A 14,659-nucleotide genomic window follows, 5' to 3' on the forward strand; every position below is an offset into this window, starting at 1 on the left:
GGGTCATGGAAGACGCGGCCTAGCGTTCCTTTACATAGGGCTCGCCCCCCGCGCGGGGCGGGATGGCGCGACCGACGAAGCCCGCAAGCACGATGACGGTCAGGATGTAGGGCAGCGCATCCAGTGCCGGGACCGGCACATCGAAGCCGATCGTGTTCCTGATCACGTCGGGGCGCAATGCCAGCGCCTGGAAGAAACCGAACAAGAGCGTCGCCATCAGCGCGTACCACGGCCGCCACTTGGCGAAGATGAGCGCGGCAAGCGCGATGTAGCCGCGCCCTGCCGTCATCTCCTTGCCGAAGCCTGCCTGAAGGCCCGCGGCCATGTAGGCCCCGGCGAGACCGCAGAGCAGGCCGGTGATGACGACCGCGGCATAGCGCAGGCGCACGACAGAGATGCCGGCAGTATCGACCGAGGCGGGGTTTTCCCCCACCGCGCGCAGCCTGAGGCCGAAGCGTGTCCGGTAAAGCACCCACCACGTCGCCGGAACCGCCAGGAAGGCGATGTAGACCAGCGCCCCGTGCCCCGACACCACGTCCGCGTAGAACGGGCCAAGGATCGGCACCCCCGACAGGGCGTCGGCGAAGGGCAGGGTAATCGGGTTGAACCGCGCGTCCCCGCTCAGCGGCGGGGTGCGCCCGCCCTGCTGGAACAGCGACTGCGCGACAAGCACGGTCACCCCGGAGGCGACGAAGTTCAGCGCGACCCCGGAAATCAGCTGGTTACCCCGGAAAGTAATCGACGCGACCCCGTGGATGACGGCGAAAAGGACGGACCCGGCGATCCCGGCCAGAAGCCCGACCCAGACCGATCCGGTCATGGCGGCCACCGCGCCGGTGCACATCGCCGCCATCAGCATCTTGCCCTCAAGCCCGATGTCGAAGATGCCCGACCGTTCGGAGTAGAGCCCGGCCAGGCAGGCCAGCAGCAGCGGCACCGCCAGCCGAATGGTGGAATCGAGGATTTGCAGCAGGATCGCGTAGTCCATCACGCCGCCTCCATCCGCCGGGGCCGGAAGAAGATGCCGAGTATCATCCGCACCATCTGGTCAAGCGCCCCGGTAAACAGGATCACGAGGCCCTGGACGACCGTCCTCAGCTCTATCGGTATCGAGGTCCAGAGCCCGATTTCGGCCCCGCCCTGGTAGAGCATCCCGAACAGGATGGCGGCGAGGAAGACCCCGATCGGGTGATTGCGCCCCATCAGCGCCACCGCGATGCCGATGAAACCCGCGCCTTCGGAGGAGTTCTGCAGGAGCCGTCCGCTTTCCCCCATCACGTTGTTGATCGACATGAGCCCCGCCAGCGCGCCCGAGATCAGCATGGCGATCATCGTCACCTTGAAGGGCGAGATGCCGGCGTAGATCGCGGCCGGCTCCGATTTGCCGAATGCGCGGATCTCATAGCCGAGCCGCGTGCGCCACAGGATCAGCCAGACCAGCCAGCAGGCGATGAGCGCGACGAAGAGCGTGACATTCGCTGGCACCTTCTTGTCGAAGATCAGGCTGAGGAGGGGCAGGTCGCTCAGCGTCGGAAGCGCGGTTCCGGCGGGGAAGCGGGCGGTTGCCGGGTCCATCTGGCCCGCGGGTTTCAGCACGTTGACGAGCAGGTAGATGATCAGCGCCGCGCCGATGTAGTTGAACATGATCGTGGTGATGACGATGTGGCTGCCGCGCCTGGCCTGCAGATAGGCCGGAACCGCCGCCCAGGCCGCCCCGAAGATCGCGCCCGCCACCATCGCCACCGGCAGCGCCAGCGTCCAGTGCGGCCAGGGCAGCGCCAGGCAGACGAGCGCCACGCCCAGCCCGCCCAGCTGGGCCTGCCCTTCGCCGCCGATGTTGAACAGGCTGCCGTGGAAGGCGACCGTCACCGCCAGTCCGGTGAACATGAAGCTGGTGGCGTAATAAAGCGTGTAGCCCCAGGCATAGGCCGACCCGACCGATCCGGTCACCATCGTCCTGAGCGCCTCCCAAGGGCTTTGGCCGATGGCAAGGATCACGATCGCGGAAATGATGCCGGCGAGCGCCAGGCTGATGAACGGCACGAGGACAAGATCGGCCCAGCGGGGAAGTCGGGTCATCGCGCGGTGTCTCCGGTGACGCCGGCCATCAGAAGGCCAAGCTCGCGTTCATTTGTGGTCGCGGGGTCGCGTTCGCCCATGATCCGGCCGTCGAACATGACCGCGATGCGATCGGCAAGGCTCATGATCTCGTCCAGCTCCACGCTGACCAGCAGCACCGCCTTGCCCGCGTCGCGCAGTTCCACGATGCGCTTGTGGATGAACTCGATCGCGCCGATGTCGACGCCGCGGGTGGGTTGGCCGACCAGAAGCAGGTCGGGGTTCCGCTCGATCTCGCGCGCGAGGATGATCTTCTGCTGGTTCCCGCCCGAAAAGCTCTTGGCGGGCAGGGTGGGGATCGGCGGGCGCACGTCGAAACGCTCCATCTTGCCCTTCGCATCCGTTAGGATGGCGTCGTTGTCCATCAGGATCGCGTTCTTCTGATAGGCCGGATCGTTGTGGTAGCCGAAGGCCATGTTCTCCCACGCGGTGAAGTCCATGATCATGCCAAGGCGCTGCCGGTCCTCGGGCACATGGCTGATGCCGCGGCGCCGGCGCGACTGCCCGTCGGAGTGCTTGCCGGTCAGGTCGAGGCTTTCGCCGTTCAGAATGACGGCGCCGGTCCCGCGGGCAATGCCGCCCAGCACCTGCAAAAGCTCCGACTGGCCGTTGCCGGCAACGCCGGCGATGCCGAGGATCTCGCCCGCGCGGATGGACAGGCTGATGCCCTTCAGCCGCTCCACGCCGTCGTCGTCACGCACCCGCAGGTCCTTGACCTCAAGCACGGTCCGCCCCGGCCGGGCCTCGCCCTTGGGCACGTGCAGCAGCACCTTGCGCCCGACCATCAGTTCGGCCAGTTCCTCGGGGCTGGTTCCGGCGGTCCGGACGGTCGCCGTCATCTCTCCGCGCCGCATCACGCTGACCGTGTCGGTGATCTCCATGATCTCGCGCAGCTTGTGGGTGATGAGGATGACGGTCTTGCCCTGTTCCTTAAGGTTTCTCAGGATGCGGAACAGGTGGTCGGCCTCGGCCGGGGTCAGCACGCCGGTGGGTTCGTCCAGAATCAGGATGTCGGCGTGGCGGTAAAGCGCCTTCAGGATCTCCACCCGCTGCTGGTGGCCGACCGACAACTCCTCGATCACCGCGTCGGGATCGACGTCAAGCTCGTACTCCTCGGCCAGTTCGCCAAGAACCTTGCGCGCCTTGGCCAGCGACGGGCGCAGAAGCGCGCCATCCTCGGCGCCCAGGATCACGTTTTCAAGGACGGTGAAGTTCTGCACCAGCTTGAAATGCTGGAACACCATGCCGATGCCGGCGCGGATCGCGGCCTGGCTGTCGGGAATGACGGTGGGGCGGCCGTTGATCAGGATCTCGCCCGCGTCCGCCTTGTAGAAGCCGTAAAGGATCGACATCAGCGTGGATTTGCCCGCGCCGTTCTCGCCGATGATGCCGTGGATGGAGCCTTTCGCAACCTGGATCGCGATTTCCTTGTTGGCCTGGACCGGGCCGAAGGCCTTGGAAATGCCCCTGAGTTCGATGGCAAAGGGGGCGGCAGTTGCCTGCCGCCCCGAAGCGTTCCCGCCCGTCGCCTTCATCAGAAGGACGCGGCCGGGCAGGTTTCGTCGGACATGTAGTCGTGCACGACCAGTTCGCCCGATTTGATCTTGGCCGCCGCTTCGTCGACCGCCGCCGCCATCTCGGGCGTCACGAGCGAGGCGTTGTTCTCGTCTATCGCATAGCCCACGCCGTCATTGGCCAGGCCCATGACCTTGACCATGCCGGTCTCTAGGTCGGCGCCGGCCTTGAACGCCTCGTATACCGCGTTGTCCACGCGCTTGAGCATCGAGGTGAGGACCTGTCCCGGGTGCAGGTGGTTCTGGTTGCTGTCCACGCCGATCGAGAGGATGCCTTCGTCCGCGGCGGCCTGCAGCACGCCGATGCCGGTGCCGCCCGCGGCCGCATAGATCACGTCCGCGCCCTGCGATTTCTGCGCCTTGGCCAGTTCCGCGCCCTTCACCGGGTCGTTCCAGGCCGCCGGCGTGGTGCCGGTCATGTTCATGACCACGGTCGCGTCCGGATTCACCGCCTTCACGCCCTGCGCATAGCCGCAGCCGAAGCGGCGGATCAGCGGGATGTCCATGCCGCCGACAAAGCCGACCGTGCCGGTCTTGGAGGCGAGGGCGGCCAGCATCCCGACGAGGTAGGAACCCTCATGCTCGGTGAAGGCGACCTGAAGGATGTTCGGCGCGTCCAGCCAGTCGACGTCGATGATGGCGAATTTCGTGTCCGGGAAATCGGGCGCGACCTTGGCCAGCACATCGCCGAAGGCGAAGCCGGTCATGACGACCGGGTTCGCCCCGGCCTCGGCCAGCCGGCGCAGCGCCTGTTCGCGCTGGGCCTCCGACTGCATCTCCAGTTCCTTGTAGGACCCGCCGGTTTCCGCCTTCCAGCGTTCGGCCCCGTTGAAGGCGGCTTCGTTGAAGGATTTGTCGAACTTCCCGCCCAGGTCGTAGATGATGGCAGGATCGGCCAGGGCTACGCCCGAGGTCAGCGCCAGCGTCGCGGCCGCGCCGAGGAATTTGGTCATGAGGGTCATCGGTTTCTCCCGGTTCTGTTCTTCGGTCACCCGGATCGGGGCCGCCCGCAATCCGCGGGTCGATCACTTGCGGATCGACCCAGATTAGCGCGGAGTCGCGACAAAGGGTCAATAGCAATCTGCGGGCGGTCGCGGTCAGGTTTGACCTTTTGGTCAAGCTGGAGCGGGATTTCCGTTCAGCGCCCGCACCATGATCAGCGCGTCGATGCGGCGGCCGTCGGGATGGCGGAAGTATCCCTTGCGCAGTCCCGTCCGCGCGAAGCCCGCCGCCGAATAGAGGGCGATGGCCGCGGCATTGTCTGCGGCGACTTCCAGAAACGCGGTGGCGGCGCCTCGTGCGGCCGCCTGCTCCAGGAACACGCCGACCAGCGCCGCGCCCAGGCCGCGGCGGCGGGCAGCGGGGGCGACCGCCAGGGTCAGCAGTTCTGCCTCGTCCGCGATGACCCTGCCCAGCAGAAAGCCCTCGCCCGTGCCGACCAGAAAGGTGTCGGCGCGCGCGGTCAGGTCGGCGAACTCCGCGGCGCTCCAGGGGCGTGGCACGACGAAGGCGAGGGCGTGCAGCCGGGCAAGGTCAGCGGGTGTCATGTCAGGATGCGCGGAGCGGCCTCGCGCGAGGGCAGGGCATCCGCCGGGCGCAGGTAGAGCGGCGCGGGCCGGGCAGGGGCGGCCTGCCACCGAAGTGCTGCAATGCGGGCGGTGGCCTCGGCCAGCGGATAGCGGGGCGGTGCGACGCGCCCCCCGGTGATCGAGGCAATCCTGTCGGCATCGTGGCCGATGCAGAGCGGCGGTTGACCCGTGGGAATCGCGGGCAGGGTCGCCGGATCGCACAGGACGGGCGTTTCCGCTTCTTGCGGGCCGAAGACCTGGACGTAGAGCCGACCCTGGCGCGCGTCGAGGCTGGCCGCCCGCAACCCCTCGGCGCCAAAGGCCAATGCCTCCAGCGCGGACACGCCGACGGCCGGAATGCCAAGCGCAAGCGCCAGACCCCGTGCCGCCGCGACCGAGATCCTGACGCCGGTGAAGTTACCCGGCCCGATCCCCACGCCGATGGCGTGAAGATCGCGCCAGCCCGCGCCGGCCTCGCCAAGCAGTTCCGTCAAGAGCGGCATCAGCCGTTCCGCCTGCCCCTTGTCCATGGGTTCCGCCGCCTCGGCCAGAACCCGGTCGCCCTGCAGCAAAGCGGCCGCGCAGTGCGCGGCCGATGTGTCGAAAGCAAGGATCAGGGGTTCAGGCCGCAACGGGCCTGACCTCGACGACCTCGGGGATATAGTGCCTGAGCAGGTTCTCGATCCCCATCTTCAGCGTCAGCGTCGAGGACGGGCAGCCCGCGCAAGCGCCCTGCATGTGCAGATAGACGATCCCGCGATCGAAGCCGTGGAAGGTGATGTCGCCGCCGTCTTGCGCCACCGCGGGGCGCACGCGCGTGTCCAGCAATTCCTTGATCTGTCTCACGATGTCGCCGTCAGGCCCGTCATGGGCGGCATGCGCGCTTTCGCGCCGCTCCCCCTCGATCGCCGGGCGACCGGACTGGTAATGCTCCATGATGGCGCCAAGGACCGCGGGCTTTATGTGGTCCCAGAGCACCGAGTCCGCCTTGGTCACGGTCACGAAGTCGCCGCCAAGAAAGACGCCGGTTACGCCCTCGACCGCGAAGATGCGGGAGGCGAGCGGGGACTTGGTCGCGGTGTCGGGCGCGGGGAAATCCGCGGTTCCGGAATCCAAGACTGCCAGTCCTGGCAGGAACTTCAGCGTGGCGGGGTTGGGCGTGGATTCGGTCTGGATGAACATCCTGGGTCTCCGACTGTTCCAGTCGGATATGCGCCTCGTGCCCCGGCAAGTCAAGGCGGCCGCGGCGCAATCAGGGCGCCAGGGCCCATTCGGTGCGGTCTGCCCGACTCAGGTGATGGCCTCGAGCCGCTCCTTGGACATCTCGCCCGGAACGATGGTGATCGGGATCGGCAGGTTCCCCGACGAACGCGACATCTGCGTGACGAGCGGGCCGGGGCCGGACTTTTCGGTGCCCGCGCCCAGGACCAGGACCCCGATCTGGGGATCGTCGCGAATGAGCGTCAGGATCTCGTTCACCGGCTCGCCTTCGCGAATCACAAGCTCCGGGTTCACCCCCTGACGGTCGCGCATCCACTTGGCGAAGACCTCGAAATGGGCCTCGATCCGTTCGCGCGCCTCTGCCCGCATGATGTCTGCCACGCCGACCCAGTGCTGGAACTCGTCCGGCGGGATGACCGCCAGAATCGTTACCCCGCCCCCGGTATGGGCCGCGCGCAGCGCCGCGAAGCGCATCGCGTTCAGGCACTCGCGGCTGTCGTCGAGAACGACAAGGAACTTGCGCATGATCTCCCCCTTGTGCGCCGCGATCATGGCGGGTCGGCGGTGTTCTGGCAACCGGATCGCGCGTGGGCGGATTAAGGCTTCGTCAAGCACGATCATGGTCAACTCCGCCGTCGCCCGCATCAGACGGATGGAAGCCGATGACAAAGCGCCTGTTCGACGTGGGTCTTGCGATCGCACTGCTGCCGTTCCTGCTCCCCGTCATGGCGGCGATCGCGGTGGTGGTCCTGGTCTGCGACGGCCGGCCGGTGCTGCATGCGGGCGAACGGATGCAGACCTGCGACCGCGGGTTCCTTCTGTGGAAATTCCGCACCATGCGGCCGGGTTCCGCCGACGGCGTGGCGACCGGGGGCGACAAGAACGGGCGAGTCACGCGCCTCGGCCGCGTGCTCCGGCGGACACGGCTCGACGAAATGCCGCAGCTTTTCCACATCCTTTCGGGGCGGATGAGCTTCGTCGGGCCGCGTCCCCCCCTGCGCCGCTATGTCGAGCTTCACCCCGAGATCTTCGCTGAGGTGCTACAGAGCCGCCCCGGCGTCACCGGTCTGGCCACGGTGCGTTTTCACGCGCACGAGTCGCGGCTGATGGCGCGGTGTCGCACCGCCTTGGAAAGCGATGGCGTCTACCGGCGCCGCTGCCTGCCGGCGAAGGCGCGCCTTGACCGTCTCTACGCACGCAAGCGCCACCTCGGCCTCGATCTCCTGATCCTCGCCTGGACCATCCGGGCGGTCCTGCCCGGCCGGACCCGCGGGACTTAACCGGCCGGTAAGCATGTTTCGCCTAGAGGTTCGGTCAGTGCCAGGAGGGCTCGGGATGCGACAGGATGATCGACATGTCAGGTTTGCCCGCTCCGGGTGGCCCCGGGCGGCCGAGGCCGTCTCGGCGGTCGCGCCGGCTTTCCTGACGCCCGCGGGGCCGGGGCAGGTCGCATTTGCGCTGGCCGGGCTTGCCATCCTTGCCGGCCTCGCGCTTGCGGCGGGCGAGGGGCAGCCGCCCGCCTTCCGTCGGCGGATCGCCGGGGGGCTGCTGCTTCTGGGCGCCGGGCCGTCGGCGGGGATGCTCCTCGGCGGCAGCGGCGGCGGCGACGGTTCGGTTCTGGCCGCCGCCACCTATCTTCTGCTCTCCGCGCTGACCTTGCCCGCCGCCCTTTCCGTTCGCGAACCAGCCCCCACGCGCCCCGAGGCAGAGGCGATCCTCGGCCGAAGGTCCATCGCCCCGGTCCTGCCGCCCGACGCACCGTTCCGGGGCCGCAGCATCCTCGTGACCGGCGCCGGCGGCTCCATCGGCAGCGAGATCTGCCGCCAGGTTATCCGGCTCGCACCCGCCCGACTGGTGCTCTTCGACCTGAGCGAGGCGGCGCTTTACGACGTCCTGCAGCGGCTGCGCGGATGGCCTGGCTCCGAAAACGTGGATTTCGTGCCGGTGATCGGGTCCGTCACCGATGGCGACACGGTGCTCAGCGTGCTGCGCGGCCATCGCGTCGATGTCGTCCTGCACGCGGCCGCTTACAAGCATGTGCCCCTGATCGAGCACAATCCCCGCGCGGGCCTTGTCGCCAACGCCCTTGGCACGCAGACCATCGCCCGCCTGGCGCGCGAGGCCGGCGTGGCCCGCTTTGTCCTGATCTCGACAGACAAGGCGGTCCAGCCCGCCAGCGCGCTCGGCGTCTCCAAGTTCCTCGCCGAATGCGCGGTCCTCGATCTTGCCGCGCGGCCGGCGTCCACGGTCTTTTCCGTCGTCCGCTTCGGCAACGTCTACGGTTCTTCCGGATCGGTCGTTCCGCTTTTCCTTGACCAGATCGCACGGGGCGGCCCGGTGACGGTGACCGACCCCGAGGCGACGCGCTACTTCATGACCGTGAAGGAGGCCGTCGGCCTCGTGCTGGCCTCCGCCGCCCTGGCGGAGGGCGGCGAGGTCTACGTACTCGACATGGGGGAACCCATTGCCATCGGCGAGCTTGCACGCCGCCTGATCGCAGCCGCGGCCCCGCGCGGTGTGCGCATCCCGATCGAGATCACCGGCCTGCGCCCGGGCGAGAAGAAGCGCGAATCCCTCTCCTTCCCCGGCGCGCTCGCCCCGACCGCGGTGCGGGGAATCTGGCGCGCCGCCGACCCCCGGCCGAGCCAGATCGAGATCGCGGCGGCGTTCCGTGATCTTCGCAGGGTGCTCTCGGGTGACGACGCGATGGTGCATGCCTTCGTCGCGCGTTGGCGTGCCGCGCCCGAGGTCCGCGCCGCCCTGTCGCGGGAGCTTGCGCTGTGAAAGAGGCGGTCGTGGTCCTCGGCATGCACCGATCCGGCACCTCGTTCCTGGCCAGCAGCCTGGCCGCACTCGGGTATTGCCTGCCGCGCGACCGGCAGCCGGGCGCCGAGGACAACCGCCACGGCCATTGCGAACCCCGGGCCGTGGTCGCCCTGAACGATACCATCCTTGCCGCGGGTGGGGGGCGCTGGGACCAGGCGGCGCCGTTCCTGGCCACGCCGGCGCGGCAGGTGATCCCCGATCTCGGCGCGCGGATGCGGGCAGCCCTTCGCGCCAGCTTCGGTGCCTCTCGCAGGGTGGTGCTGAAGGACCCGCGACTGTCGCTCACCTTTCCGCTTTGGCGGGCCGAGATGGAGGCGATGGGGATCGAGCTGCGCGTCCTGATCGCGCTGCGCCATCCGGTCGCGGTGGCGCAGTCGCTCGCCCGTCGCAATGCCTGCCCCCCCGATCTCGCGGCGCTGTCCTGGATGGCGCACACGATTTCCGCGATCGAGGCGAGCCGCGGCCTGACCCGCGCGATCGTGGTCTATCCCGACTGGATGGCAGGGCAGGCCGGAACCGCGCACGAGCTTGCCGCCCGGCTCGGATTTCCGGCGGATGCGGCGGGGGAATGGGCCCGCGCAAGCCGGCGCGGCTTCAGCGACGGCGACCTGCACTGCCGCGCGACGGGATCCGCGCGCGGGGCGCTCGCCGACGCGGTGCACCTTTACCAGGCCCTGCGCCAGGCGGAACCGGAAGACGAGGGGCTGGACCGCGCCGCCGCGCAATCGCGCCCCGCGCTCAGGCAGAGGCAGGCCGCACTCGCCCCCGTCGACAGCCATCGCCTGCGCGAGATCGCGGCCCTGTCCGCCGCGCCCGGCGCGCAGGTCGCCGCCGATACCGCGGACCGCCTTGGCGCCGAACTGGACCTGGCCGAGGCGCGGATCGCAGCCCTTCGGGCCGAAAGGGACGCCGACCGGATGGCGGTCGCCGCGGATCGTGTCCGCGATGCTCGGGACCGGGCCGTGCTGTCCGGGCGTCTCGCGACTCTGCGCCGCCTGATCGCCGGGCGCGATCGGGAAGGTGCCGCCGCGCTGCGCGCGGCCGCCCGCGACCGCGCCCGCCTGCGGGTCTCGCATCGGCGCGCGCTCCTGCGACAGGCCGAAACCGAAGCCGTCGCCCGGGCAGCACAGGATCGCGCCGAGGAGATCGACCGGCGCCTGACCGCTGCGCTGGGCGAATGTGCCGCGCTGAGGCGGGCGCAGGCGGATACCGAATGCCGGGCCGAAGACCTCGCCCGGCTTGTCCAGAAGGAGATGCTGACCGTGTTCCGACCCATCTATCGGCGCCTTTACCGTTTCGGCGGCACCACCCTTCGCCGGCTCCTGCCGCCTGCTCGGGTCGAGCGGATCAAGCGGCTTCTGCCGCACCCCGAGGGGGTTCCCCGCGTGCTGGCGGCTCCGGCACATGAGGAGGCAGCACGGGTCCCTCGGACTGCCGTGCCGGAGCAAGCAGTCGTCATGCCGCCGCGCGACCTCGGCATCGACAGGGCGGACATCTTCGTGCTCTCGATCATCAACTGGGACTTCCGCACCCAGCGGCCCCAGCACCTTGCGCGGGAGTTCGCGTCGCGCGGACACCGCGTGTTCTTCGTCGAGATGGAGGCCGAGGCGGCGGGAACGCAGCTGCGCCCGGTCGCCGACGGCGTCTGGACCGTGCGGCTGTCGAACGAGGGGATCGGCTTTGTCCGGCCCTACTCCGGCCGTCCGAGCGGCGCACAGGTCAAGGCATGGCTGGATCATTTTCACGCGCTTTGCGACCGCATCGGCGCCTCGCCCTGGCGCCATGTGGTCATCGAGCATCCCTACTGGTGGGCCTTCGCCCGCCACCTTCCCGCCGAAAACCGGATCACCTTCGACTGCATGGACGAGATCGCCGGGTTCGCGAACACCGAGCCGCACATCCTCGCGGCCGAGGAGCAGATGGTGGCCGCCTGCGACCGGCTGATCGTCAGTTCGGACTACCTGATGTCGCGCCGCGGGTCTGGTCGGACAGCGGCGCTGGTGCGCAATGGGGCCGACATCGCCCATTTCACCGGGCGGCCGCAGACCCCACTGCCGCGCCGGATCGCCGCTGCGCTGCGCCCGGGCCGCCTGCGCGTCGGTTATGTCGGCGCGATCGCGGAATGGTTCGACGAAGACCTTCTTTCCGAGGTCGCGCGGCTCTGCCCCGACCTCGACATCCACCTATGCGGCGCCGTGACCGCGCCGGGCCCCCTGCGCCTGGCGGATCTGCCCAATGTCACGCTTCACGGCGAGATTGCCTATGCCGAGGTGCCGGCCTTCCTCGATGCGATGGACGTGATGATCATCCCCTTCCGGCCCCTGCCGATCATCGCCGCCTGCGATCCGGTCAAGTACTACGAATATTCCGCCGCGATGCGCCCGACCGTCGCGACCCCGATGCCCGAACTCCGGCGGGCAGGCGATCTGGTGCGCACCGCGGCCACTGCCGGGGACTTTGCCGCGGCGATCCGCGCGGCGGCGGCAGACCGCGATGATGCACTCACCGGGGAGCGGCTGAGGAATTACGCGCTGGCCAACACCTGGAGCGCGCGGGCGACCCTGATGCTTCAGGAAATGGAGCGCGCGCCCCTGGTGTCGGTGGTCATCCTCGCCTGGGGCGACGCCAGCCTGACCATGACCGCCGTGCACGCGCTCCTGGGCGAGGGGCGGGCCTATCCGGCGCTGGAGGTGATCGTCGTCGACAACGGCTCCCCCTCGGCGGAATGCGAGAGACTGGCAAGCTACCTCGCCCGCTTCCCCGAGGCGCGGCTGATCGAGAACGGGGCCAATCTGGGCTTTGCCGCCGGCAACAACGTCGGCATCGCGGCGGCGCGGGGGGACTATGTCCTGCTTCTGAACAACGACACGTTCATGGCGCCCGGCGCGATCTGGGCGATGGTCGGCCATCTCGAACGCAGCCCGGAAATCGGCGTCGTCGGCCCCTTGACCAACAACATCGGCAACGAGGCGCGGGTGGCGGTGGATTATGCGGACATGGAGGCGATGCGGATCGCGGCTCGGCGTCTGACGCAGGGGTTCCGCGGGCGGTGGGAGCCTTTGCCGGTCGTCGCCTACTTCTGCGCCATGTTCCGGCGTGCCGATCTAGGCCGGTTCGGCCTGCTCGATCCGGCCTACGGGCGCGGCATGTTCGAGGATGACGACCATTGCGCCGTGATCCGGGCGCAGGGCTTCGCCTGCGCGCTCGCCGAGGATGCCTTTGTCCATCACCATCTCTCGGCAAGCTTTGCGCGCCTCGAACCCGCCGAGCGCACGGAACGGTTCGAGGCCAATCGACGGATCTACGAGGGTCGGTGGGGCCCATGGCAGCCGCACCGCTACCGCCAGTCCCGCCCCGCCCCGGCGTGGGAGGCCGCCTGATGCGCACCGTCATCTGTCACTACCACATCTACAAGAATTCCGGCACCAGCTTCGATGCCGCCCTGCACCAGGTCTTCGGCGCGGCGCACCTGAGCTTTGACGGGCCGTTTCCCTATTTCGGCATCGACCGCACGCAGCTTGACCGGATCATCTGCCGCAATCCCGCCGGACGGGCTTTTTCCTCGCACCAGATCCGGCTTCCGGCGCCGGCCTCGCTCGACTACCGGGTGCTGGCGGCGACGTTCCTGCGCAACCCTTTCCTGCGTGTCGCGTCGATCTGGCGCTTCAAGCGCGGGCACGAGGATGGCACCCGCACCTCCGACCTGGCCCGGCGCATGGACTTCGCCGAATGGCTCGACCACGCGCTCTCCGACCCGCAGGAGATCACCCATGTCTCGAACGCCCAGACCCGGATCCTGGGCGAGGACGGGACGGGGCGCACGCTCATGCGGCGGTCTGCGGGGCGGATGGAATACGATCTGGAGCAGGCGCGCGCGAACCTCAGGAACGTCGCGCTTCTGGGCCGGACGGACCATTACGAGGCCGACCTGGCCCGCATGACCCGGCGGCTGAAAGCCGAGGGGATCGACTTCTCCACCCCCGCGCCGCTAAGGCTGAACGTGACAGAGGCGTCTGCAGGCCCCCCCGAAGACCGCGTCCGGGCGCTCCTCGCCGCGCTGCCCGAGGCGCTCGCCGCCCGCTTCGTCGCGGCCAACGACCAGGATGTCGCCCTTTACGACCACGCCACCCGCCTGATCGAAGCGGAGGATCGCCCTTGACCGTCCCGAAGACCGTCCTCTGTGCCATCGGCACCCGGCCGGAGGCCATCAAGATGGCCCCCGTTATCCTCGCGCTCAGGGCGGATCCAGCGTTCCGTTGCCGGGTCCTGGCCACCGCCCAGCACCGCCAGATGCTCGATCAGGTGCTCTCGGTCTTCGGCATCGTCCCCGATGTCGATCTCGACATCATGCAACCCGACCAGAGCCTTTGCGACCTGACCGGCCGGCTGCTCCTGCGGCTCGGCACCGTGATGGCCGAGGAGGCGCCGGACATCGTCCTGGCACAGGGCGACACGACCACGGTCTTGACCACCGCAATCGCCGCCTTCTACGCGCGCATTCCCTTCGGCCATGTCGAGGCGGGCCTCAGAACCGGCGATCCGTGCAATCCCTTTCCCGAAGAGATGAACCGGGTGCTGACCGCAAGGCTGGCGAGCTGGCATTTTGCGCCGACGCCGCAAGCAGCACACCACCTCAGGGTGGAGAACACTCCCGACCACGCGATTCACGTCACCGGGAACACCGTCATCGACGCGCTACACCAGGTGCGCGACAAGGCGCGGCGGCCGGCATGCCTGACCCCGGGCCGGCGGCTCATCCTGGCCACGCTGCACCGTCGCGAAAACTTCGGCGCCCCGCTCGCCCGGATCTGCGCGGCTCTGCGTGCCATCGTCGAGGCGAACGAGGATGTCGAACTGCTGCTGCCGGTACACCACAACCCAAATGTCCGCGCGACCGTCACCGAGGCGTTCCGGGGTTGTTGCCGGGCGCACTTGACCGACCCGCTGGACTACCTCGACTTCGTCGGCGCGATGGAACACGCCCATATGGTCATGTCCGATTCCGGCGGCGTGCAGGAAGAGGCGCCCGCGCTCGGCAAGCCCGTGCTGATCCTGCGCGAGACGACGGAGCGGCCCGAGGCGGTCGAGGCGGGCGTGGCCGCGCTGGTCGGCACCGACGCAGGGGCGATCCGTGCCCGGGCGCAGCGCCTTCTCGACGATCCCGCCGCCTATGCCGCAATGGCGCGCGGGGCATCGCCCTTCGGCGACGGGCAGGCCGCGCGGCGCATCCTCGGGGTTCTGCGCGCCGCCTGATCCCCTGGGCCTTAGGACTTCGTTCACCTTTCGCGCGGTTCGCCGAAAAGATTCACTCCTTGGCAACGGTTTCGCCCGCCTAATCGGGGCGGGTGAATT

Annotated in this window: 13 protein-coding genes; 5 read left to right on the forward strand and 8 right to left on the reverse strand. The window is 68.8% G+C overall.

Annotated elements, in window-relative coordinates; translation table 11 throughout:
* Positions 1-19: 19 nt before the first annotated feature.
* The 8 genes from N5I32_RS14130 to N5I32_RS14165 all read right to left on the reverse strand — a co-directional run bounded on the left by N5I32_RS14130 (position 20) and on the right by N5I32_RS14165 (position 7,006).
* Positions 20-988, reverse strand: coding sequence for an ABC transporter permease (locus tag N5I32_RS14130; protein ID WP_261496519.1), 969 nt, complete (start codon positions 986-988; stop codon positions 20-22).
* The gene (locus tag N5I32_RS14135) at positions 988-2,079 is read right to left on the reverse strand and encodes an ABC transporter permease (protein WP_261496520.1); all 1,092 of its coding nucleotides are present in this window, start codon (positions 2,077-2,079) and stop codon (positions 988-990) included. The genes N5I32_RS14130 and N5I32_RS14135 overlap by 1 nt, the downstream gene beginning before the upstream one ends.
* A complete protein-coding gene (locus N5I32_RS14140; protein ID WP_261496521.1) occupies positions 2,076-3,653 on the reverse strand; it encodes an ABC transporter ATP-binding protein in 1,578 nt (525 codons plus the stop codon). The genes N5I32_RS14135 and N5I32_RS14140 overlap by 4 nt, the downstream gene beginning before the upstream one ends.
* On the reverse strand, positions 3,653-4,654 hold the full coding sequence (locus tag N5I32_RS14145; protein WP_261496522.1) for a BMP family lipoprotein: 1,002 nt from the start codon (positions 4,652-4,654) through the stop codon (positions 3,653-3,655). Before N5I32_RS14145 ends, N5I32_RS14140 begins: the two co-directional genes overlap by 1 nt.
* 153 nt (positions 4,655-4,807) lie before the next feature.
* A complete protein-coding gene (locus N5I32_RS14150) occupies positions 4,808-5,239 on the reverse strand; it encodes a GNAT family N-acetyltransferase (RefSeq protein ID WP_261496523.1) in 432 nt (143 codons plus the stop codon).
* Complete coding sequence (gene tsaB, locus N5I32_RS14155) at positions 5,236-5,892, reverse strand: tRNA (adenosine(37)-N6)-threonylcarbamoyltransferase complex dimerization subunit type 1 TsaB (RefSeq protein ID WP_261496524.1); 657 nt, start codon at positions 5,890-5,892, stop codon at positions 5,236-5,238. The genes N5I32_RS14150 and tsaB overlap by 4 nt, the downstream gene beginning before the upstream one ends.
* Entirely contained in the window at positions 5,882-6,442 is a 561-nt protein-coding gene (locus tag N5I32_RS14160) for a NifU family protein (RefSeq protein ID WP_261496525.1), read from the reverse strand. Before N5I32_RS14160 ends, tsaB begins: the two co-directional genes overlap by 11 nt.
* Before the next feature lie 108 nt (positions 6,443-6,550).
* Complete coding sequence (locus tag N5I32_RS14165) at positions 6,551-7,006, reverse strand: universal stress protein (protein WP_261496694.1); 456 nt, start codon at positions 7,004-7,006, stop codon at positions 6,551-6,553.
* Between the two features lie 137 nt (positions 7,007-7,143).
* Between N5I32_RS14165 and N5I32_RS14170 the strand changes: the two genes are divergently transcribed.
* From N5I32_RS14170 to wecB, 5 genes are read left to right on the forward strand one after another with little or no spacing between them, the layout of a single operon-like run.
* Complete coding sequence (locus N5I32_RS14170; RefSeq protein ID WP_261496526.1) at positions 7,144-7,761, forward strand: sugar transferase; 618 nt, start codon at positions 7,144-7,146, stop codon at positions 7,759-7,761.
* Between the two features lie 55 nt (positions 7,762-7,816).
* Positions 7,817-9,265, forward strand: a complete 1,449-nt coding sequence (locus N5I32_RS14175; protein ID WP_261496527.1) for a polysaccharide biosynthesis protein — start codon at positions 7,817-7,819, stop codon at positions 9,263-9,265.
* The gene (locus tag N5I32_RS21350; RefSeq protein ID WP_261496528.1) at positions 9,262-12,687 is read left to right on the forward strand and encodes a glycosyltransferase; all 3,426 of its coding nucleotides are present in this window, start codon (positions 9,262-9,264) and stop codon (positions 12,685-12,687) included. The genes N5I32_RS14175 and N5I32_RS21350 overlap by 4 nt, the downstream gene beginning before the upstream one ends.
* Positions 12,687-13,466 (forward strand): sulfotransferase family 2 domain-containing protein, encoded by a 780-nt coding sequence (locus N5I32_RS14185; RefSeq protein WP_261496529.1) that lies wholly within the window; start codon positions 12,687-12,689, stop codon positions 13,464-13,466. The genes N5I32_RS21350 and N5I32_RS14185 overlap by 1 nt, the downstream gene beginning before the upstream one ends.
* Positions 13,463-14,560: a non-hydrolyzing UDP-N-acetylglucosamine 2-epimerase gene (gene wecB / locus N5I32_RS14190; RefSeq protein ID WP_261496530.1), complete on the forward strand. Its 1,098-nt coding sequence runs from the start codon at positions 13,463-13,465 to the stop codon at positions 14,558-14,560. The genes N5I32_RS14185 and wecB overlap by 4 nt, the downstream gene beginning before the upstream one ends.
* The last annotated feature ends 99 nt before the right edge of the window (positions 14,561-14,659 follow it).

The sequence above is a fragment of the Albidovulum sediminis genome (assembly GCF_025380365.1).
GTDB classification, from domain to species: domain Bacteria; phylum Pseudomonadota; class Alphaproteobacteria; order Rhodobacterales; family Rhodobacteraceae; genus Albidovulum; species Albidovulum sediminis.